Annotated in this window: 18 protein-coding genes and 1 pseudogene; 15 read left to right on the plus strand and 4 right to left on the minus strand. The window is 52.1% G+C overall.

What is annotated here, in order from left to right; translation table 11 throughout:
• The 3 genes and pseudogenes from PPL9_RS07455 to PPL9_RS34125 form a co-directional block, all read left to right on the plus strand.
• Positions 1–628, plus strand: a 628-nt coding sequence (locus PPL9_RS07455) for a YadA C-terminal domain-containing protein (RefSeq protein WP_200962154.1), incomplete at its 5' end; no start/stop codon positions are given.
• Between the two features lie 18 nt (positions 629–646).
• Positions 647–1,144 carry an invasion associated locus B family protein gene (locus PPL9_RS07460; protein WP_208989234.1) on the plus strand — a complete coding sequence of 166 codons (498 nt, stop codon included), beginning with the start codon at positions 647–649 and terminating at the stop codon, positions 1,142–1,144.
• Positions 1,145–1,221: 77 nt separating this feature from the next.
• Positions 1,222–1,608 (plus strand): annotated as a pseudogene (locus PPL9_RS34125) (PaaI family thioesterase); the annotation flags it as partial.
• A gap of 50 nt (positions 1,609–1,658) precedes the next feature.
• Here the strand turns inward: PPL9_RS34125 and PPL9_RS07470 are convergent.
• The gene (locus tag PPL9_RS07470; protein ID WP_057462102.1) at positions 1,659–2,243 is read right to left on the minus strand and encodes a TetR/AcrR family transcriptional regulator; all 585 of its coding nucleotides are present in this window, start codon (positions 2,241–2,243) and stop codon (positions 1,659–1,661) included.
• 180 nt (positions 2,244–2,423) lie between these two features.
• Here PPL9_RS07470 and PPL9_RS07475 point away from each other — a divergent pair, with 180 nt between their 5' ends.
• The 11 genes from PPL9_RS07475 (at position 2,424) to PPL9_RS07525 (ending at position 15,107) form a co-directional block, all read left to right on the plus strand.
• The gene (locus tag PPL9_RS07475; protein WP_057462103.1) at positions 2,424–3,554 is read left to right on the plus strand and encodes an efflux RND transporter periplasmic adaptor subunit; all 1,131 of its coding nucleotides are present in this window, start codon (positions 2,424–2,426) and stop codon (positions 3,552–3,554) included.
• Between the two features lie 3 nt (positions 3,555–3,557).
• A complete protein-coding gene (locus PPL9_RS07480) occupies positions 3,558–6,788 on the plus strand; it encodes an efflux RND transporter permease subunit (RefSeq protein ID WP_057462104.1) in 3,231 nt (1,076 codons plus the stop codon).
• Between the two features lie 372 nt (positions 6,789–7,160).
• Positions 7,161–7,340, plus strand: a complete 180-nt coding sequence (gene napE / locus PPL9_RS07485) for a periplasmic nitrate reductase, NapE protein (protein ID WP_057462105.1) — start codon at positions 7,161–7,163, stop codon at positions 7,338–7,340.
• Positions 7,341–7,349: 9 nt separating this feature from the next.
• Positions 7,350–7,859 carry a ferredoxin-type protein NapF gene (locus PPL9_RS07490; protein ID WP_057462106.1) on the plus strand — a complete coding sequence of 170 codons (510 nt, stop codon included), beginning with the start codon at positions 7,350–7,352 and terminating at the stop codon, positions 7,857–7,859.
• Positions 7,852–8,190 (plus strand): chaperone NapD, encoded by a 339-nt coding sequence (locus PPL9_RS07495; RefSeq protein WP_057462107.1) that lies wholly within the window; start codon positions 7,852–7,854, stop codon positions 8,188–8,190. Before PPL9_RS07490 ends, PPL9_RS07495 begins: the two co-directional genes overlap by 8 nt.
• Positions 8,181–10,685: a nitrate reductase catalytic subunit NapA gene (gene napA / locus PPL9_RS07500; protein ID WP_208988670.1), complete on the plus strand. Its 2,505-nt coding sequence runs from the start codon at positions 8,181–8,183 to the stop codon at positions 10,683–10,685. Before PPL9_RS07495 ends, napA begins: the two co-directional genes overlap by 10 nt.
• 8 nt (positions 10,686–10,693) lie before the next feature.
• Positions 10,694–11,155, plus strand: coding sequence for a nitrate reductase cytochrome c-type subunit (locus PPL9_RS07505; protein WP_057462109.1), 462 nt, complete (start codon positions 10,694–10,696; stop codon positions 11,153–11,155).
• An 11-nt stretch (positions 11,156–11,166) separates the two neighbouring features.
• The gene (locus tag PPL9_RS07510) at positions 11,167–11,757 is read left to right on the plus strand and encodes a cytochrome c3 family protein (RefSeq protein WP_057462110.1); all 591 of its coding nucleotides are present in this window, start codon (positions 11,167–11,169) and stop codon (positions 11,755–11,757) included.
• Positions 11,758–12,340: 583 nt separating this feature from the next.
• Positions 12,341–13,228 carry a YadA C-terminal domain-containing protein gene (locus PPL9_RS07515; protein ID WP_057462173.1) on the plus strand — a complete coding sequence of 296 codons (888 nt, stop codon included), beginning with the start codon at positions 12,341–12,343 and terminating at the stop codon, positions 13,226–13,228.
• A gap of 14 nt (positions 13,229–13,242) precedes the next feature.
• Entirely contained in the window at positions 13,243–13,755 is a 513-nt protein-coding gene (locus PPL9_RS07520) for an invasion associated locus B family protein (protein ID WP_082596641.1), read from the plus strand.
• A gap of 515 nt (positions 13,756–14,270) precedes the next feature.
• Positions 14,271–15,107, plus strand: coding sequence for a methyltransferase domain-containing protein (locus PPL9_RS07525; RefSeq protein ID WP_057462111.1), 837 nt, complete (start codon positions 14,271–14,273; stop codon positions 15,105–15,107).
• A gap of 12 nt (positions 15,108–15,119) precedes the next feature.
• On the opposite strand, the gene eat is transcribed toward PPL9_RS07525, so the two are convergent.
• Complete coding sequence (gene eat / locus PPL9_RS07530; RefSeq protein ID WP_057462112.1) at positions 15,120–16,442, minus strand: ethanolamine permease; 1,323 nt, start codon at positions 16,440–16,442, stop codon at positions 15,120–15,122.
• A 366-nt stretch (positions 16,443–16,808) separates the two neighbouring features.
• Between eat and PPL9_RS07535 the strand changes: the two genes are divergently transcribed.
• Positions 16,809–17,363 (plus strand): hypothetical protein, encoded by a 555-nt coding sequence (locus tag PPL9_RS07535; protein WP_057462113.1) that lies wholly within the window; start codon positions 16,809–16,811, stop codon positions 17,361–17,363.
• A gap of 710 nt (positions 17,364–18,073) precedes the next feature.
• Here PPL9_RS07535 and sulP read toward each other — a convergent pair.
• On the minus strand, positions 18,074–19,822 hold the full coding sequence (sulP, locus tag PPL9_RS07545; RefSeq protein ID WP_057462115.1) for a sulfate permease: 1,749 nt from the start codon (positions 19,820–19,822) through the stop codon (positions 18,074–18,076).
• Between the two features lie 89 nt (positions 19,823–19,911).
• A complete protein-coding gene (locus tag PPL9_RS07550) occupies positions 19,912–21,585 on the minus strand; it encodes a bifunctional protein tyrosine phosphatase family protein/NAD(P)/FAD-dependent oxidoreductase (RefSeq protein WP_057462116.1) in 1,674 nt (557 codons plus the stop codon).
• Positions 21,586–21,612 lie beyond the last annotated feature (27 nt).

The following is a 21,612-nucleotide window of genomic DNA, read 5'->3' on the forward strand; positions in this document are numbered from 1 at the left end:
GGCGGAACAGTTACCACACGAGAACTACAGCACCTTCACCACGGCCAATGGCGCCAATGCATCTGGCCGCGCAACGGCTCAGGCATTGGAAAGCGGCGAAGGTCTGGCGAATGGCATTCTGGCATCCTTCAACGCGGTAGATGCTAAGATTGGCGACATCAGCACACTGCCAAGCGATCTGCAGGCACCAACTCCGGCAGACACCACCGTTGTTTCGGCTGTGACCAAGCTCAACGAGAAGGTCGGCTCTCTGGCTGATCTGAACTCCACCTTTACCGGCACAGCTCGCAACAGTGTTGTGGCAGCAGTCAACAGCAATGCTGAACGCATTACTGCCAACAGCGCAGCTATTTCTGACAACAGCTCCCGCATCGTTTCGCTGGAAGAGGATGTCGATGAGCTGCAGTCCGGTGTTGCCATGGCAATCGCGATTGCCAACGCGCCGATCATTCAGGGCGGTTACAACGGCCTCTCACTTTCCGGTGGTTTCGGGCACTTCAAAGGCAAGTCTGCTGGTTCTATGAAAGCTGCCTTCATGCCAATGGACAACATGGCGATCACCGCCTCCGTCGCGACCGACTTTGACGACAACGTCGCCGCTGGCGCGGGTCTCGGTTTCTCATTCTAAGTTTTCAAGGAGAGGCACATGAGCCGACTTCTTTCACTTTTCTTCGTAGCCTTCGCCATGGTTTTCCATGGCGGGGGTGTTCTCACACCCACTTCTGCTCAGGCAAAAGAGGAATGGTCCGTTCAATGCAGCCGGCAACAATGCCAGATGTACGCCGAGATACGGCTGCAAAACGGCACCTTGTTTAACAACATCGCGTTTCGCAAACTCAATGCCACCACATACGCGGGCATCCTTAAGCTGCCCCTCGGTATTCACATCCCAAGCGGCATCAACATCGGCATTGATGAAGCGGCAATCATTCAGGCCAAGTTGATCACCTGCAATCCTGATGGGTGCGAAGCTGCCTTTACAGCAAATCAAACGGTGGTGGATTTTCTGAAGCGGGGAGACAAAATGTCGATCCTCGTCCGCAAAGCAGGCGATAGAAAACAGCTGGCCCTCAACTATTCTCTGATTGGCTTCACCCGCAACTGGAACGCCTTCCATAAGCGTATGGAAATGCTGACACCGTAGCCAGAAGGCCAAATAGATTTCTTGGGAGGAGTAAGTTACTGATATGCCTTGCACCTGTAGGGAGGAACAAGGCCGCTGTGACGTACTCATCCAATACCGACAACTCCATATCCATTCGTGATGAGACCGAATTTCAGCGGTTTATTGGGTATGAGCTGGAGCTTTTCCCTAAGGATGGCACGGCGACATGTGCGTTGGATATTGATGCCAGGTTTGCCAATCGCAGCGGGGTTGTGCATGGGGCGATTGTGACCATGTTGCTGGACAATGCCTGCGGTGGATCTTGCAGCGCAACGGTGGATCCCACCGGGAAGCAACCGTTTGTGACGCTGTCACTGACAGTCAACTTCATCGCACCTGCCATCTGCAAGCGGTTGGTTGCGAAGGGCAAAGTTGTTGGGGGCGGCAAATCAACACTCTTTGCAGAGGCACAGTTGTTTGACGAAAACGATCAACTAATCGCAACGGCCACCGGCCCTTTCAAACGCGCACCACAACGCGAGATGCGGCTTGATCACTCCGGAGTCTCGCGAGGCTTTGGTCCGACACCGTCAAAAAAGGTCGTCATGAGCAATGCCGTGACGTCGCGGATATCCGCCTCTTCTTTCACAATCATATCCCAGGCAGAAAAAAGCAGTGCGTCGTAGGTGTTCATCACCCACCGCGTCGGCAGTTCCTTGCGAATGTCACCATCTTCTTTCGCCTGCTCAACCGTAATGATTGTCTCTTTTTCCATAAAAGCATAGCGTGGATCTTTGCTCAAAACGCGTTCCCCATCCAGCCAGAAGGATGAGAGGAACCGCAGCCGGTCAGCGAGCGGGAGCATCAACTCAACAGCCCGCATCATCGCTTGCTTCCCGCGAAGGTTTTCTTTCTCCATAGGTGTCAGCGCTTGAATAATGTCCTCAAAGCTGACCTTCAGGACCTCCTCAATCAACGCTTCCCGAGACGCAAAATGTCGATACAGCGTGGCGCGCCCAATCCCGGCGATCTCAGCGATCTCCGTTAGTGAAGCCATTGGATTCACTGGCAATTCTGCCAAGCCAGCTTCAATCAGGGCCCTGCGGGACTTAACAGCCCTTTTATCACGCAATAACATTTCACCCTCATTTTATGAGACGTACTTGTCTCACATATAGTTATTATGATACACAATCGTCTCATAAATCAAGGTCTGAGATGATCTCGAGGCGTTCACTTAGCGATAATCGGGCATTCCGTAGGCCTAAACCAAACTCTGAAACCTGCCTCAATTAAACATATTGCTCAGGAGCACTGAATGTCCAAACGGATTGTGTGGTTGTCAGCAGCATTGGTGCTACTGGGAACTGTCGGTACCTATGTTCTTTCGCTTGAAGACACAAGTGATGTCGACATCGGAGAAAAGGACGTTGTTCTGCCTGTGGTCAGCTATGTGACCGCGCAGGCAGCCGATAACACCGGACATATTTCTGTTTTTGCCGAAGTGCGCCCACGTTGGACTGCGGATCTAAAAGCGCAGGTCTCTGGCAAACTACTATCCGTCGCTCCTCAGGCCCTTGAAGGCATGAAAGTCTCCAAGAATGAGGTGATGGCGCAGCTGGAAAAGCACATTTACGAAGCCCAGCTGGAAGATGCCAAATACCAGCAGTCGACTGCAGAATTCAATCTGAAGAAAAAGCAGAACAAGCATGTGCTTGCGCTGAAAAACTGGCGTGCAGTGAACCCGAAGGAAGCCCCACCGGAAATGGCCGTCCATATTCCAGAGCTGCGCGTTGCACAAAAAGCGCTGGAAGCTGCTGTCCAGAAGGTGAAAGTCGCGCAGTATGATGTGGACGCGACCACCATCAAGGCCCCCTTCAGCGGGTTTGTGACAAAACGCCATGTGAGCATCGGCCAAAGCATCTCTGTAGGCGATACCTTGTTCACCTTGTTGGACGCTGAGCAGTTGGACATCACCGTCTCTCTGGACCAAGCCCAATGGAACCTGCTGGAAAAGGCGTGGCAGGAATTTCCGGCGAAGATCTATAATGCTGACAAGGAGCTGGTCGGGCTTGCCAGAATCCAGCGCGGTGGTGGCTTCCTTGACCCTAAATCGCGACGTTATCAGCTCTTCCTCGAGATCGTGAAATCACCGGAAACCACTGTTTTGCCGGGTGAGTTCGTGAAAGTTGAACTGCAGAGTAAAACAGTCAACGACAGCCTGAAATTGCCTGCGACTGTGCTCACTCAGGAAGGGTTCATCTGGTTCTTAAACAACAAGGACGAGCTGCAGCGCTTTGAAGCTTCTGTCGTGTTCCGCAATGACACAGACATCATCGTGAAGATGCCGAATGAGCTGCAAGAGATGGATGAGAAGCGCGTTGTTCAGCTGCCGATGGCCGCGTTCTTACCGGGCCAGCACGTCGCCCCAACTCCAGCGGGGCACTAACACATGGCGTGGCTCACAAACTGGTTTATTCGAAACCCGGTCGCGGCGAACCTCATCATGGCGTTCATCTTGATTGTCGGGGTGTCCTCTCTCATGAACATCCGTATTGAGGGCTTTCCCAAGCTGCCTGCGGATACCGTGACAATCACGACCGAACTGCCCAACGGCTACACGGAGCAGGTTGATAAGCAAATCACCCGCAAGGTGGAAAAGGCGCTGGAAGGCCTGAGCGGCGTCAAAAACATCAGCTCAATTTCACAACCGGGTTCGTCTGTTGTCTCCGTTCAAAAGACAAGCGACACCAAACTATCCACCTTGCTGGATGACATTCGCTTGAAAATTGATGGCATTTACAATCTGCCGAAGAAAGCGGAACGGCCTGTCATTGAAAAACAGAGCATGGATATGCCAGCCATGTTTGTGCAGGTCTACGGAGATGCGGATTTCAAAACCCTACAGCGCATCGCTCGTCAACTGCGCAACAAGCTGCTGGCCAGCCCAGAAGTTTCTCGCCTCAAACAATGGGGTTTGCAGACCGAACAGATCAAGATCGGTTTAGAGCCATATACGCTGGAACGTCTGAACCTAACCCCTGAGCAGGTCATGAACCGTATCCGCGAGTCTTCTCTTTACTATCAGGGCGGAACGCTGAAGACCGAAGGCGGCTATATCTCTTTGCGCGCAGATACTCAGGCCTATTATAAAGCCGATTTTGAGCGCATTCCGATCATTGAGTGGGAAGACGGCACCACAACCACTCTTGGCGATATTGCCAAGGTGGAAGACGCCTTTGCTGACATTGATATGGAAGCACGCTTCAACGGCAAAGAGTCCGTTGGATTGGAAGTGCTGATTGGTCGCAAAGACAACCTTATTCATGTCTCAGAGGATGTGCAGGCCATCATAGCTGACTTCCGCACAACTCTGCCGACTGGTGTACAGGTGGGGATTTGGGGCAACTCCAGTGATTACATCGAGGATCGCCTGAGCCTGCTCAGCTCCAACGCGTTTCAGGGTCTGGCTCTGGTGGTGTTGATTCTGTCGCTGTTCCTCAACATCAAGCTGGCCTTCTGGGTCGCGATGGGCATTCCAATCTCTCTGGCTGGTGCGTTTGCTGTGGCGACAACTGGTTGGGTCGATTATTCACTCAACGACATCACAACCTTCGGCCTCATCATCGCACTTGGTATTCTCGTTGATGATGCCGTGGTGGTTGGTGAAAGCGTCTTTGAGCAGCGCAAACGCTATGCGGACCCGCGCAAAGGTACGGCGGCAGGCGTACATAAAGTGGCCGTTGCGACGATATTTGGCGTGCTGACAACCACGGCGGCATTCTTCCCGATGCTGCTGATGAACAGTGAGCTGGGTAAGATCCTCGGCAGCTTCTCAGGCATTGTTATTCTGGCTCTGTTGTTCTCCCTTTTCGAGAGCAAGTTCATTCTGCCCGCTCACCTCGCTTACATCTCTTTGGAGGAGAAGAAGCAGAACATCTTCTCGCGAGGCTGGGGTAAGGTGCAGGGTGTGGCTCGTGGCAGCTTGTTCTGGTTCCGCGACACCATCTATTTCCCGGTGCTTAGATGGGCCATCCGGCAACGTTATGCGGTTCTGGTTGGCTTCATTTCTGTGGCAGTGCTCGTGTTCGGCCTGATGTGGAAGGGCAAAATCCATTCTGTCTTCTTTCCGGAGATTCCCGGTCAGTACATTGTGGTGAACATGGAGATGGATCCACGCGCACCGTTCGATCTGACACAGAACAACATCTCCACGATTGAAAACATCGCAAATGCTGTTGACCGGCAATATGCCGAGCAGCAGCCGGACGTGGGCGGTGTGTTCCAAAACATCTTCCGCATCGTATCCGACAGCACAAATGCCACCATTTATGCTGAGCTGCGCCCGTTGGACGAGCGCGGGGATGCAAAGACAAGTGACATTTTGCGCGACTGGCAGGACCGCACCGGTACTTTGGAAGGTGTTTCCAAACTCACCTTCTCGGGCTTTGAAGAGATCGGTGGTGGGTTCAAGATCCGTTTGTTCGGTGAAAACTCTGAGCAGTTGCAGCTGGCAAGTGAAGAGCTCATGGCAGAGCTTGGCAAGCGAGCTGGCGTCAGCAACCTGCGCGACACGTTCAAAGCCGGCCAGCCAGAACTTCGCCTGACACTGAAACCGGAAGCACGTCATCTCGGTTTCACACCAGAGCGGCTGGCAAGTCAGGTGGCGCACCAGTTTGGTGGCGGGGAAGCACAGCGCATCCAACGTGGCGATTCAGAGGTTCGCGTGATTGTTCGCAACACGCTGGATGCACGTGATGCCATTGAGGACCTGTTGCAGTCCCGTCTGCGCGGGGCCAACGACAACTGGGTCACGCTGCAATCAGTTGCCAACATCGAAGCGCGTTATGTGCCCGGATACGTGCACCGCAGAAACGGCGATCAGGTCGCCACAATCGAAGCTGACATCAATAAACAGATCGTTGCTCCTGCTGAGCTGGGTCAGGATATCTTCACCTCCGTTGTGCCCCAACTACAACAGAAGTATCCCGGTGTTAAAATCAAGCAGGGTGGCGAGCTGGAGGAAATGGGTGAAGTTAAGGGCAATATGAACCGCGCCCTTCTCATCACCTGTTTCCTCATCTTTGTTCTATTGGCGATCCCGCTGAAGTCCTACTTCAAGCCGTTGATCATCATGTCCGTGGTTCCGTTTGGAGTGGTCGGTGCAATCCTCGGCCATGCCATCATGGGCATCCCGTTCAGCATGATGTCGATCTTCGGCTTGCTGGCTTTGATCGGCGTGATCGTCAATGACTCTCTCGTCATGGTCACGCACTACCTTCACCTGCGTGAGGACGGTGTAGACCATATTGAAGCAACGGAGCGTAGCGGCGTGGATCGCTTCCAGGCGATCTTCCTGACAACAGCAACAACGGTCGCCGGCTTGATGCCGCTCATGAGCGAAACTTCCGAGCAGGCCATGTACCTGATACCAGCAGCCGTCTCTCTGGCATACGGGGAGATTTTCGGGACACTTATTACTTTAATCCTGATTCCAGTACTGGTCGCAATTGCGGAAGATATTCGCGTCTTTCTCTTCGGCAAACGCGATAAGGCATTGGAATATGCGCAAATGGAGCGAAAAGAGGCCCTGGAAGCGGAGGAAAAACACGCGATTTCAGAAAAATCCCCAGAGAATGACAAAGATACAAAACCTGAGGGTTTTCCTCTAGAAAAGGCCTAAACGGACCTTACAACACGGCCTCCCCTTGCGGAGGCCGTTTGTTGTTGAGGACTGCCCTAACGAAATCTGCTAGTTAACCCACTGTGAATCCGCAGAATTCCAGCATTAAATATATATAAGAAATCACTTAAGTATTGAATTTCGCAATATTAGAATATTCTAATATAAATTATATATTAGAAATGCAGCATGCACTTATATATTGCGGAATATCAAAGAGAAAAAATCTACTAATCCGGAATTGATTGCACTCAATTTGTGCTTTTTACATTTACTCTAGGTTCCTGCGCGTACGAGCGGGCACGTATAACGTTACGGTGTCTGCTCCAATCAAATAGCTGCAAGAGGCGGCTGTTAGTACGGAGTACGCACATGGCTGGCTTAAGCCAAAATACCCAGACCACCACTCCAGCAGTGAGCAAAGGCCGCGAGAGAGTAGCATTCCTGTTTCTGGCAGTTGTTCTTGCGCCAGTTCTGATGACTGCAGCTGTTGGCGGATACGGCTTCCTTATCTGGATGTCGCAGATCCTGTTTGGCCCACCGTCCTTCTAAGAGGTAGTCGTGGCCAAATTATCCCGCAGAGCATTCTTTACCCGCTTAAGCGCTACCCCAGAGGTGGTGTCTCCGGTTCGTCCGCCTTGGACAACGGAACAGCGGATTGAAGACAAATGCATCGGCTGCTTTGAATGCGTCAAAGCCTGCCCGGAAGCTATTTTGTTCAGCGCGGATAATCGGCCTTACCTCAAAACCGGCGTTGGAGAATGCACGTTCTGCGAAGAGTGCGCAAAAGCGTGCCCAGAGGAAGGTCTGTTTGATCTGACTGTGGCACCCTGGAGGCTCACAGCAGAAATTCAGCAAGGGGCATGTCTGCTTGGAAAGGGCGTTTCCTGCCAGACCTGTACCGACAGCTGCGATCCAAGAGCCCTCCGGTTCGATATGCGTGTCGCACCTACAGGAAAGATTCAACTGGATGCAGACCAATGCAATGGCTGCGGAGCTTGTCTCATTTCCTGCCCCGTAGATGCGATCGTCATGAACGACCAGAGCCGAGAAAGTTTAGCAAATGCGTAATGCAACAACCGTAGAGCGCGAAGAAGAAGCCGGTGTCTGGCACATTTCAAGTGTGCTGCTCCAGGCCGATCCTGCCAAGCGAGAGCAGATATGCGCTGCGATTGAACAGATACATTCTGCTGAAATTACAGAAGTATCTGACTCTACAAAGATAATTGTGACGCTGGAAACACCGAGCGAACGCGACCTCGCGAACGCATTGAGTGACATGCAGCAGTTAGATGGCGTGGTTACTGCTTCGCTCATCTTCCACCAAACCGACACCACCGACCTCAATTCAATTGTGATTTCTGATCAGGGTGACATGCAACCCGAGGGGACTTGCTCATGATTAAACTAACAAGACGCGCTGTCATTAAGGCGCAGGCTGTTGCAGCGGCAACTGCCGCAGCCGGGGCAAGCCTTCCGGCGCAAGCAGCAAACATTGTAACGGATGCAAGCAAAACAGACCTGAAATGGTCCAAAGCTGCTTGCCGCTTCTGCGGTACCGGTTGTTCCATCATGGTTGCGACCAAGAATGACCGCGTTGTTGCAACACATGGTGATGCTCAGAGCCCGGTTAATCGCGGCCTGAACTGTGTGAAAGGTTACTTCCTTTCCAAGATCATGTACGGCAAAGACCGTCTTGAGCAGCCACTGCTGCGTAAAACCGATGGCAAGTACGACAAAGAAGGCGAGTTCGAGCCAGTATCCTGGGACGAAGCTTTCGACATCATGGCTGTTAAAGCAAAAGAAGCCATGAAGAAGAACGGCCCTTACGCGGTTGGCATGTTCGGCTCAGGCCAGTGGACGGTTTGGGAAGGCTATGCAGCTTCTAAGCTTTGGAAAGCTGGCTTCCGCTCCAACACCATTGACCCGAACGCACGTCACTGCATGGCTTCTGCTGTAGGCGCATTCATGCGTACCTTCGGTATCGATGAGCCAATGGGTTGTTATGACGATTTTGAGAACGCAGACGCATTCGTGCTCTGGGGTTCCAACATGGCTGAGATGCATCCGGTTCTGTGGACCCGTCTGACTGACCGCCGTCTGTCTAACCCGGATGTTAAAGTTGCTGTTCTTTCTACATACCAGCACCGCAGCTTTGACCTTGCTGACATCCCAATGGTCTTCACTCCACAGACCGATCTTGTGATTGCGAACTTTATCGCAAACTACATCATCGAGAACGAAGCCGTAGACATGGACTTCGTTAGCAAGCACACCAACTTCCGCCTTGGCAATCAGGACATCGGTTACGGCCTGCGCCCTGAGCATCCACTGCAGCAAGCAGCTAAAAACGCTGACAAAGCTGGTGGTTCTAAGGAAATCAGCTTCGAAGAGTATGCAGAATTCGTTAAGCCATACACTCTCGAATACGCTGAGAAGATGTCTGGTGTTCCTGCAAACCGTCTGCTGGAGCTGGCAAAGCTTTACGCTGATCCAGACAAAAAGGTTATGTCCCTTTGGACCATGGGTGCGAACCAGCATACCCGCGGCGTTTGGGTCAACCAGATGTTCTACAACATCCACCTTCTCACCGGCAAAATCTCCAAGCCAGGCTGTGGTCCGTTCTCACTAACCGGTCAGCCATCCGCTTGTGGTACAGCACGTGAAGTTGGTACCTTCTCACACCGTCTGCCAGCAGACATGGTGGTGAAAAACCCAGCTCATCGTAAGTACGCTGAGAAAATCTGGAAGCTCCCAGACGGTACTATTCCGGCAAAGCCAGGTTATCACGCAGTTCAGCAGTCCCGTATGCTCAAAGACGGCAAGCTGAACTTCTACTGGACCCAGGTCACCAACAACATGCAGGCTGGTCCTAACGTTGTTGAAGAGATCTACCCAGGCTGGAGAAATCCAGAGAACTTCGTGGTTGTTTCCGATCCGTACCCAACAGTATCCGCAATGGCTGCTGACCTCATTCTGCCAACCGCAATGTGGGTAGAAAAAGAAGGCGCTTACGGCAATGCTGAACGCCGTACTCAGTTCTGGCACCAGCTGGTTTCTGCTCCGGGCGAGGCAAAGTCTGACCTTTGGCAGACCGTTGAGTTCTCCAAGCGCTTCAAAGTTGAAGACGTATGGCCTGAAGAACTGATTGCAAAACAACCAGAAGTACGCGGCAAAACTCTGTTTGACATCCTCTTCGCAAACGGCAACGTCGACAAGTTCCCGCTTTCTGAAACCAGCGATGAATATAAGAACGACGAAGCAAACGACTTCGGCTTCTACATTCAAAAAGGTCTGTTCGAAGAATACGCTGCCTTTGGCCGTGACCATGGGCACGATCTGGCACCGTTCGAGCGTTACCACGAAGAACGCGGCCTGCGCTGGCCTGTTGTGAATGGCAAAGAAACCCAGTGGCGCTTCCGCGAAGGGTCTGACCCATACGTTGGCGAAGGCAAGGGCTACGAGTTTTACGGTCATAAAGACGGTAAGGCACGCATCTTCGCGCTTCCTTACGAGCCGCCAGCAGAAAGCCCGGATGAAGAGTATGATTTCTGGCTCTGTACAGGCCGTGTGATTGAGCACTGGCACACTGGCACTATGACACAGCGCGTTCCTGAGCTGTACAAAGCTGTTCCAGATGCTCTGTGCTACATGCATCCTGATGATGCAAAAGCGAAGGGTCTGCGTCGTGGTTCTGAAGTGCGCGTTGTTTCCCGTCGCGGTGAAATCACAACACGCATCGAGACCCGTGGCCGTAACAAGCCGCCAAAAGGCCTCGTGTTCGTACCGTTCTTTGATGCAAGCCAGCTCATCAACAAGGTGACACTGGATGCAACAGATCCTCTTTCAAAACAGACCGACTATAAGAAGTGCGCGGTCAAGATCGTAGCCGTGTGAGGTACGCCATGAAACTTCTGAAACTCCTTGTAGCCAGCTTTATCGCTGTGTCTGTCTTTGGTGGAGCAAGCTCATTTGCTGCTGACACCATCTCCGAAATGCGCAACGCGGACATCCTGACTCAGGATGCCGCACCGCGGATCCCGAAAGTGGTGAACTCTGACGAACGTCAGGTGCGTAACTACCCTGAGCAGCCACCATTGATCCCTCACAAGATCGACGGCTACCAGATCGACAAGCGCCTGAACAAATGTATGACTTGTCACAGCCGTACGGCAATTGAAAAGTCTCAGGCACCAATGATCTCCATCACGCACTTTATGAACCGTGATAATCAGTTCCTGGCGTCTGTTTCCCCTCGCCGTTTCTTCTGCACCCAGTGTCATGTGCCTCAGACTGAAGCCAAGCCACTGGTTGAGAACACCTTCGTTGACGTTGATGACGTGCTCGAAGGTACGGCCGGCAAGTAGGAGCACACCGTATGTTTTCAGCTATCAAACGGTTCTGGCAGGTTATCCGCAAACCTAGTGTCCATTACAGCCTCGGCTTTTTGACACTTGGCGGGTTCGTCGCTGGCATCATCTTCTGGGGTGGTTTCAACACCGCCCTGGAAGTCACCAACACAGAAGAGTTCTGTATTGGGTGTCACGAGATGGAAAACACTGTCTATCAGGAACTTAAGACCACCATTCACTATACCAACCGGTCTGGTGTGCGTGCGACTTGTCCTGATTGTCACGTACCTCACAACTGGACCTCTAAGGTTGCCCGTAAGATTCAGGCATCCAAGGAAGTTTACGGCAAGATCTTCGGCACAATCAGCACACCGGAGAAATTCGAGGACAAGCGTCTTGAGCTGGCAAGCCATGAATGGGCTCGCTTTAAAGCCAACGACTCTCTTGAATGCCGTAACTGTCACAGTGAAGAGTCCATGGACTTTACGCGTCAGAGTGTGAGAGCTTCCGAGCAGCACGAGAAGTTCCTCGTGAGTGGTGAGAAGACCTGTATCGACTGCCACAAAGGCATCGCGCACAAGCTACCTGATCTGAGCCTGTTGAAAGAGGGTCACTAAGAGTGAAGCTTGCTTGATTGGTTATGGTCAAATCTCGCGAATTCACTCAAGCAAAGACTTTAGAACTCAAAGCGTGTTTGCAAGTGTGCGCGGCGAGTTCTAAGACCCATCACATGCTCAGACAAAAGAACCCCGCGGTTTGAAACCACGGGGTTTTTTCTTGTCCACATTTATTCCATAATTTTATCAATTAAAATTATATGAAATATACTCATGAGGAAAATTTCTGAAAAATGCCTCAGAGTCACCTCAATTCCCGCAATTTTGCGAGAGTTTACAAATATTAACCATTGCAAGTCTCACCTGAAATTTTTTGCATATTTTCACCCTAGGGGTATCCCTAATTTCCCCAGGGAAGGTCTCCAGCCTCGCGCCAGTGCTTTTTGACACTCCAGCAAAAATCGTGGGCCATATGCTCTCTGAAAATCGAGAGTATTAGAACACATCCCATCTGCAACCCATTGTTTTTGCGGAACTAATAAACTCGTCCTCAGTTCAGGTGTATGTGCATGACGCTGCAGCTGAAAACTTTAGACCGGGCAAAGCACATGCAAGCTTCGCCCCTCTGAAAGGACATAAAAAGATGAACGTTTTGAAGCTTTCTGCTGCAATCGTGGCCCTCGTTGCCGGCATGAGCACCGCTCAAGCTGCAAAAATCGATGTTTCTGATGGCACTGTGACAACGAATGACAAAACAATTACCGTAGATGCAGGAACAGATGCTGAAAGAACTGAGTTCCATCCTGGTCAATCTGGTAGAGCAACAGATATCACTGCAACCATAAGTGATATTGATGAGTCAGATTTAAGCGGTACGCTCGCAACAAAGATCAATAATAAGGCAGATCAGAGCGCCCTGAATACTCAGGCAAAACGCATCACCAGTAACGATAGCGACATTTCACGTATCAAATCTGATATTGGTCACACCAATCGTCGCATATCTAACAACACTAGTCGGATCTACGCCAACGCTAGAGACATCGTAGGTAACAAGAGAAACATCCAAACTAATCGTGCCTTTATTGGTTCAAACGCACGCGGTATCCAATCTAATCGCGCATTCATCGGTTCGAACGCACGCAATATTCACATTAATCGGGCGTTCATCAGTTCAAACTCCCATCGTATCGATACCAACAAGCAGAATATTGCGACCAATACCGCCAATATCTCCACAAACGCCGCAAACATCTCTTCCAACACCTCCAGCATCGTCTCACTGGAACAGGATGTTGACGAGCTGCGCAGCGGTGTGGCGATGGCGGTGGCGATTGCCAATGCGCCGGTCCTTCAGGGTGGCAAAAACGGTATCTCCGTATCCGGTGGTTTTGGACACTTCAAAGGCAAAGCTGCATCTGCTCTGAAAGTGGCGTTCCTGCCAACCGAGAACATGGCTGTTACAGCTTCTGTAGCCACAGACTTCAGCAACAACGTCACTGCTGGTGCTGGCCTGGGCTTCTCCTTCTAACAAGGATGTAGATCATGAAACCAATCTGGATCCTGCTGACAGCGGCAATGCTCTTTTTCTTTCAGGGTGTGAATGCGTACAGCACCACTGAGCCTTCCAATGAAGAGGATTGGTCAGTCAAATGCAGCAGTGACCTGTGTCAGGTCTACGCTGAAATCCGGCTTGAGAACGGTGCGCTGGTAAATTCCATCATGTTTCGCAAACTCGAAGCAGATGTGTATGCAGCTATTATCAAGCTGCCGCTCGGGATCCACATCCCCAGCGGTATCCAGATTGGCATTGACGATGATGCCTTGTTCGACGCCAAGCTGATCACCTGTCAGCCAGACGGGTGCGAGGCGGCGTTTAATGCCAACAAGACCATCGTCAACTTCCTCAAGCGCGGCAAGGCCATGTCCATTGTAGTCACCAAGACCAATGACCGCAAAAAGCTGGCGCTGAACTACTCCCTGATCGGCTTCACCCGCAACTGGGAAGAGTTCACCAAACGCATGGCAGTCTTGTTGCCAGATGAGACAACCGGCTGATTTGCCCTGCCAAGACCCATGGTTGAAGCTTTAAGCTTTGAGGTCTATATTGAGAAAGATAGGAACGGGAGGCTCTCGCCCCCCATTCCCGTTATGTGATTTTGAAAAGGGCTCGGAAGCGGATGGTCAATCTTTTCCGGGCCTTTTTCATGCTGAACTTGAGTTCAACTTTCACGCAACTACCACCTCCTTACCAGGCCTTGCTACGATCGGAGTGCCTAACTCTCTCCGATTGCGCGGACTGACACGCGCTGCTGCTTTGCAAGGAAGTGGCTGACAGCAGCCTAACAAGCCCGCAAACACTGCGCGTCCCCGGATCATCTCCCGCACAAAACACCTAGCTTCATCTTTGGGTATCAGGTCTCGCAATCTCATGAGGCTTCCCGATAACTCGCGTGAAAAGCAGCCATTGCTTAACGCTTTGTTTTGTCTGTCAGACCATGAAGTTTGCCCCTGCTGTACAGCGTAAACTAGGATTACACAGAGCCATAACGCGCAGCAGGAGGGTGACGTCGTTGACCGACCGAGTGAAGAAATCAGAGCACCTCTCAAACATCGCGGCCTTTTATTCCGGAAAGCTTGCGGACGTGAAGGGCAGGAGCACCTTCCAGCAAGCACTGGCTCCTGATTATGATGCGCAAGAGATACCCGAGCACTTGCTCGGGTCCAGTTTCGGCTGTGGTAATCCGCTCGCTTTCTCGCAGATCAGTGAAGGGGAGACAGTGCTTGATCTTGGATCCGGCGCGGGACTGGACCTTATCCTTGCCGCCGAGAAGACAGGTCCATCGGGTAAAGTCATCGGCATTGATGTCAGTGAGGATATGATCACGCTGGCCAAACGCAATTGCGTGCAACATGGCCTCCATAACATTGAACTCCATCAAGGTGTTATTGAGGATCTGCCATTCCCGGATCAGTCCATGGACTGGGTCATCTCAAATTGCGTTATCAACCTGTCCGCCGACAAAGCTGCGGTGTTTTCTGAGATCAACCGCGTGCTCAAGCCAGGCGGCAAACTCGTCATCTCAGACATGCTGGCGGAGGACTTACCGGACTGGCTGCATATGCATCAGGATCTTCTGTCCGCCTGTATTTCTGGTGCGGTCTCAGAAGCAGCTTATTTAGAATACGCAGGAAACAGCGGTCTCACTGCGCTGACCGTTCTGGACCGGATGACTTATGAGGACGCCGTCCTGAAACAGCTCATCAAAGACGAGCTGCCCGTTGCATTGGATGAACTGGCCAGACAACTTGGGCTTTCAACAGATGCGATGCTGGACAAGGCTGTCACCGAACTCTCAGGTAAGGTGAAGGCCATCAAGCTCTATGGCGAAAAGCCTGCGTTAGGCTGATTTTCGGGCCATTCAGGCCCTTCTTCGGCCCAGCAAAACATAATAGCCAACACCCAGCCCCATGAGGGCCAAAGCAATCAACGCAGCCACAAGATCATACGCAAAGCACGAAGTAAGTGCCAAAAGCGAAAGAGCGAGCGTTACATACGCCGTTTTTTGCCCACCCGGCGCACGATAAGGCCGGTGCAATTCGGCATAATCTCGCTTCAACAAAATATAACTCACGCTTTGCAGCGCATAGGACAGCGTCGCGCCGATCACTGCAATGTTGATCATTAACTCTCCTTTGCCCGTCAGCGAGCAGAGGAATCCAATCACACCGGGAATAATCAACGCCCAGTGTGGCACTTTTCGTGAGCTGATCGCGGACATGAACCGGGGCAAATATCCTTCCCTCGACATGGCAAAGACCAGGCGGCTGTATCCAAAAATAATAGAGAAGAACGAAGCAATCAGTCCTGTAAGACCAATCAGATTGACGATGGCGGCCAGAACGGAGTCTTCGCCGAACACATGATCAAGCGCATCTACCAGTGGCGCGCCGTAATCTCCCACTTCCACAGCGGTCGCAGCACCGGGAATGAACACAACAACAAGCAGCCCATTGGCCAGCAGAAACAACATAGCCCCAATGATGCCGCGTGGCAGATCAACCGCCGGGTTCTTGGCCTCCTCCGCCGCAAGAGGCACGCCTTCCACCGCCAGAAACAACCACATAGCAAACGGAAGGGCTGCCCAGACTGAAACTTCATCGAATGCCAGCAGGTTTTGCTGATCAGAGCTGAAATGAACAGAGGCCGCCAGATTGGCGAAGCTGAAATGCGGCACCAGCGCCATCAACGTCACCACAATCGCCAGTACAGCAAAAGCAGTCACAACCAGCATAAAACGCAGGGCCTCACCAGCTCCAAGCAGGTGCACGCCGATGAAGACCACGTAAAACACCGCATACACCAAGGGGCCATTGATACCCCAAAGTGCTTCAAGATACTGTCCAATGAAGATCACAATCGCGGCTGGCGCAATGGAATACTCCAGCAAAACTGCAAGCGCCGTCGCAAAGCCGCCTGTATCTCCCATCACCTTCCGCGAGATCCGGTATCCCCCAGCGGCACTCGGCAATGCGGCAGACATCTCTGCAAGGCACAGAACAAGGCAGAAATACATCAGCCCCATCAATGCCACTGCGATGACCATGCCGAACCAGTTCGTCACCGCGAAGCCGTAGTTCCACCCGGCAAAGCTGCCTGAGATCACATAGGAAACCCCGAGCGTCGCCAGCAAAAACCAACCTGCGGCTCCCTTTTGAAGCTGTGATTTCTCGTCGTGTTTCATGCCCACTTCTCACCTTTCGCATCAGGTTGATCATGTAATGCTACGCGGTCATTATGGTGGGGTCGATCCCTTCAGATCGCTGACCTGAATGCTGGTGAGTACCTTAATTTCTTAAGCTACGCCCATGCACACTTAGAGGAAAGCAGATTAAGTATGATGCAGAGTAAATGGAGGGCAGCCTCCTAAGGGTACGATTGAGAACCTCTTGGAATACGGGAATCTCAACATCTTTGTTTAGGTGCAGGTGCCAGGAGTTGACGCAGGAAAACTAGCATTGGTAGCAAAGGCAGAGATATACATCTTTTAGATTGTATTTACAGTGCAAAACACCTATGCATCTCACATTAATTTACTTATGGATTTCAGATGCGTCCTTATTCCTTATACGCCTTTGTTCTTGGCACCAAACTCAGTACATATCTCATCTTTGAAGTGGTTTTTATCTGCGGTTTCGCTCTAGCGATCATTCAACTGCGTACTTCCACGTTCTCAACTCATCGTACAATTCATATGTTTCTGGTTGCACTCGTCTGTACTGCAGTGCTCTGCTTCAATGCGATCTGGTTCGCAATGCCTCACATCATTGCTCACACAGCCCTTTGGTTTGCAGACTTGGTGTTTTATTTCTCAATAGTTTTGCTTGGATATATATATGCGGCTATTTGCATCGCTCGAGCAAATGACGCGTTCAAAAGCCATGCATATGCTTGGTTAGGTCTCATCCCAATCGGAAATTTTATCCTGATGTTTTGGGACCCAATTGTCAGACCACACTACAGCGGGGCTACGGCTATTAGGGATATTGCACTGATTGGTACCGTGCTTTGTCTGCTCTGGTTCGCACCTGAGCTAAGGTATGACGTCGATAAAGGACTGACTGACATGCTCCAGGTGGTTGCAGATGCCTCAGACGCTCGCTGATGCATTCAGCCTCTTAGGCGGTTCGGGTTATGATCTGGGTATACTGCTTGTGGTTCTGCCATTATCATTTCTACTTGGGGCTGTTTTTTTCTCTCATGTGAACTATCAGATTAGCTGGACAACTTACTTTGCCACAATCAACATCATCCATATAGCTGTTCTCGGCACTAAGCTCCAATGGCATTATATGTTGTCATTTGTATCAGGCTCACATCAATTTATTGTCGGGGTTCTGATCTCGCTTCAACTTTGCGCACTCGGAGTTTTGAAGGCTGCCGCCGCGACCGGACGGTCCAATAACGCTTATGGACATTCTGGATATTCATGGTTCGCACTCCTCCCTCTATTTGATCTTATCCTGATTTTCTCCAAAGCGCGCTTCCCCCCCAAGGGGCGGTTACCGTGTGTTCATAACTGAATTTGGCGGATTATTACTCGCGGTACTCCTGTTCTTTATCTACAGGTCTCTCTCAAATCATGTCGCGAGCATTACTGGAGGGTAGAATGTGGACTGCAGCTCCTCTGTGACTTTGACTTGTAGGGATCTACATAGCTCTTATGGACAAATCCGATTGGCAAAAAAGTAGTACCGCCTCTTTCACAAATAGTAAGCCTACCAAGCAGGCTCATCTACTCGGAGCCTTATCACACAAAAACCCCGTGGAGGGGATCCACGGGGTCTCTTAGGTCTGCCTGATAAGGGGGGGTAATCAGGCAGGAGCCTGAGCGGTTTGGCGGGTGCAGACGGAGGCGAGCTCTTCTTGGGCCTGATATTGAGAGAGGAACACTTTGCCCGTCAGCTCATCAAGGAAGTGCGAGCGTTGCAGCCGGTCCATCACCGGGCCTTTCACCTCGGAAAGGTGCAGCGTGATGCCTGCGTCTTGTAACCGGTGATTGATGGCTTCCAGAGACTCCAGAGCACTCAGATCCACCTCATTCACCGCAGAGCATTGCAGCACCACATGCTTGAGGCACTCATCATCCACCGCGCGGTCGTAGATGTAATCTTCCAGATAACGCGCGTTGGCGAAGTAGAGGCTTTCATCAATGCGGATGGTCAGCAGCTCTGGCGTTGTCAGCACTTCATGCCGGTTGATATTGCGAAAATGCTCGGTCCCCGGCACCAGCCCAACCTCTGCAATGTGAGGCCGGGAGGTCTTGTAGAGGTAAAGCCCGATGGAGAGGATCACACCTGCAGAGACACCTGTCTCAACACCAAAGCCGAGGGTCAGCAAAATAGTGGCGGCCACAGCTGAGAAATCAGACTTGGAGTAGCTCCAGCTGTGCTTAAGAATGCTGAAATCCACCAGGGAAAGCACAGCCACAATGATGGTTGCAGCCAATGTGGCCTTGGGCAGGAAGAAGATGAGCGGTGTGAGGGAAACAGCAGCAATCGCCAGACCAACCGCCGTATAAGCACCAGCAGCAGGCGTTTCAGCACCCGCATCAAAGTTGACCACGGAACGGGCAAACCCACCCGTTACAGGATAACCACCTGTGAAGGCTGCTCCAAGATTGGCAGCACCCAGACCAATCAGCTCCTGATCAGGATCGATACGCTGACGCTTCTTCGCAGCCAGCGTTTGCGCCACGGAAACGGATTCCACAAAACCAATGATGGAGATCAGCAGCGCAGGTATAAACAGTGCGCCGATCAACTCACTGGAGAAGCTTGGCATGCTGAGCGGTGGCAGGCTTTGTGGCACAGCACCGACGATCTTAACACCGGCCTGATCCAAACTGAAAATCCACGCCACAGCTGTCGTCGCCACCACGGCGGCGACGGGTCCGGCCTTGGTCAAAACATCTGCAAGGCGTGGCTTCAGGCCCATGTTCAGCAGCATCGGTTTCATGCCCTTGCGCACCCAGAACAGGAACAAGGTGGCCGAGACACCAATCAGGATCGTCGCCAGATTGGCTTCTCCCAGATGCTCCCAGATGGAAAAGACAATCTCCACCAGCGTATGCCCTTTCGCATCCACACCCAGAATATGCTTGAGCTGGCTGCTGGCGATCAAAACACCTGAGGCCGTGATGAAACCGGCAATCACAGGGTGGGAGAGGAAGTTGGCGAGAAAACCGAGTTTGAATACGCCCATCAGCAACAAAATACCGCCGGACAGCATGGCAAGGGTCAGCGCAGCAATGGCATAACCTGCTGTGCCGCTGTCTGCGATCTGGCCAATCGCCGCTGCCGTCATAAGCGAAACAACAGCAACAGGGCCAACGGCCAGTGCACGGCTGGTACCGAAGATGGCGTACAAAATAATCGGGAGAATTGACGCATAAAGCCCGGCTTCCGGCGGCAGGCCAGCAAGCAAAGCATAAGCAAGAGACTGCGGTATCAGCATGATCGTCACAATCACCGCTGCAATCATGTCATTAGAAAAACTGTCTTTATTATAGTTTCTGCCCCAAGTTAAAACGGGCAAATATCGCCGAAAGGCCGAGGAGAACATGGGTCTGCCTTCAAAGTGCATAGATTAATCCGGGGAAGCAGCTCCCCCGGACACATGATAGTAATTCAGCAAAGGCCGCAATGCTTATTTTAGCTTGCGCTAACCTTCTCAGGCTTGATCATCCATTCCTTGCCGCGCAGCATTGCCCACCAGTAAACCGGAGGCAGGATCTGCTCTTTCAGGATCCACGCCGCGCGGGTTGGCTTGGTGCCATCCAGCAGCCATGTGGGGAAGCTTGGCAGCAAGGTTCCGCCATACCCGAACTCAGCCAGTACAATTTTGCCGCGCTCCACGGTGAGCGGGCAGGAGCCATAGCCGTTGTACATCGCTGGTTGTGAGCGACCTTCGATGTCTGCAACGAGGTTTTCAGCAACGATTGGTGCTTGCATGCGAGCTGCAGCAGCTGTTTTTGCATTGGGTGCGTTCATCACATCACCCAGCGACCAGATGTTGCTGTGCGTTTTGTGGCGCAGTGTTATCTGATCCACATCCACCCATCCGGCAGCATCCGCCAGTGGCGAGACGCGGATGAAGTCCGGTGCAGATTGCGGTGGGCACACGTGGATCATGTCGAAATCAACTTCCACCCGCTCAACTGGCGTGTCCGGCTTGGCCACGTCAAACCAGGCCTTCTTCGCAGGACCATCAATGGCGACCAGATTGTTGAAGAAGTTGAGGTCTGCGTTGTACAGGTTGATGTACTTCTCCAGCGCAGGCACATACTCCTTCACGCCAAACAGCACGCCACCCGCATTGTGGAACTGAATGTCGATGTTCTTCAGCACGCCTTGCTTGCGCCAGTAATCACCGGAAAGGTAAAGCGCTTTTTGCCGTGCTCCGGCGCATTTAATTAGCATCGGCGGCTGGGTGAAGAGCGCACGGCCCTCTTTCATGTTGCTCACCAGTTGCCACGTGTAGGGTGCCAGATCGTAACGATAGTTGGAGGTCACGCCGTGCTTACCAAGCGTCGAGACCAGCCCGTCCACCTTGTGCCAGTCCAGCTTCAGACCGGGGCACACCACAAGGCGGTCGTATTTCACGACGCGGCAACCATCCAGAATGACCGCATTGTCTTGCGGTTCAAACGCGGCCACCGCGGATTTGAGCCAGTGCACGCCTCGTGGAATCAGAGAGCCCATGGTTTTAGCGGTCTGGGAGGCATTGAAGATGCCACCGCCAACCATTGTCCAACCCGGCTGATAGTAATGAATATCAGCAGGATCAATGACAGCGATCTCAAGATCGCTCTTTCGGGATTTCAAACTCGCCGCGACAGCGATACCCGCAGCCCCTCCGCCAACAATCACCACATCAAACGAGGCATCTGCACGGTCCGTTGGGGTTTTGCCACCATTGGCAATGCGGCGCACAACGCCTGCCATGTCATAGCCAGCGGACTTAGTGGCTGCCAGAATGTCGGCCACAGTCAGCGTTTCAGCCTGGCTGAGAGACCACAGCGTGGCACAGCGCGTGCCAGTGCGGCAGTAAGCCAGAACAGGGCGCGGAATTTCGTTCATGGCCTTGCCAAAGGCCTCGGCGTCTTCGTCAGACACCTTACCGGAAATAACCGGCAGATAGCGTGTTTCCAGACCCAGCTTTTTCGCAGCCGCTTCAATCTCGTCAAACACTGGCTGGTCTGCACCTTCCCCGTCCGGACGGTTGCAAACAATACTGCGGAAGCCCAGGTCCGCGATCTTCTGAACGTCTTGTGCAGTAATCTGCGGACAGACAGAAAGTGATGAGCTGATACTCTTAATATCCATGATGTTTCCCCTCCTCACATCATCAGA

The organism is Pseudovibrio sp. POLY-S9 (genome assembly GCF_001431305.1).
Taxonomy (GTDB): Bacteria; Pseudomonadota; Alphaproteobacteria; order Rhizobiales; family Stappiaceae; genus Pseudovibrio.